The organism is Curtobacterium pusillum (assembly GCF_007680845.1).
Lineage (GTDB): Bacteria > Actinomycetota > Actinomycetes > Actinomycetales > Microbacteriaceae > Curtobacterium > Curtobacterium pusillum_B.
The window spans coordinates 1-258 of record NZ_VEIY01000023.1; the positions used below are offsets into that span (position 1 = coordinate 1).

At 49.2% G+C, this 258-nt stretch carries 1 rRNA gene; it reads right to left on the bottom strand.

From position 1 onward, the window contains the following. Positions 1 to 72, bottom strand: a 16S ribosomal RNA gene (locus FS825_RS18470); the annotation flags it as partial. Positions 73 to 258: the final 186 nt, after the last annotated feature.

The window sequence follows — 258 nt, forward strand, 5'->3', positions numbered from 1 at the left end:
TCATCGTTCGACTTGCATGTGTTAAGCACGCCGCCAGCGTTCGTCCTGAGCCAGGATCAAACTCTCCGTAAAAAAATACAGACCCAACACCCGAAGGCATCAGACCGAGTTGATTCTGACTGTTGACTGTCTACTGACAATCTTCAATCCAAAAGGAATTGTCTCCGAACCCACCAGCAAACTGATGAGTCACGGGGTCAATAAATTGGCATTGACAATGTGCACGCTGTTGAGTTCTCAAGGACCAGACGCACCCCC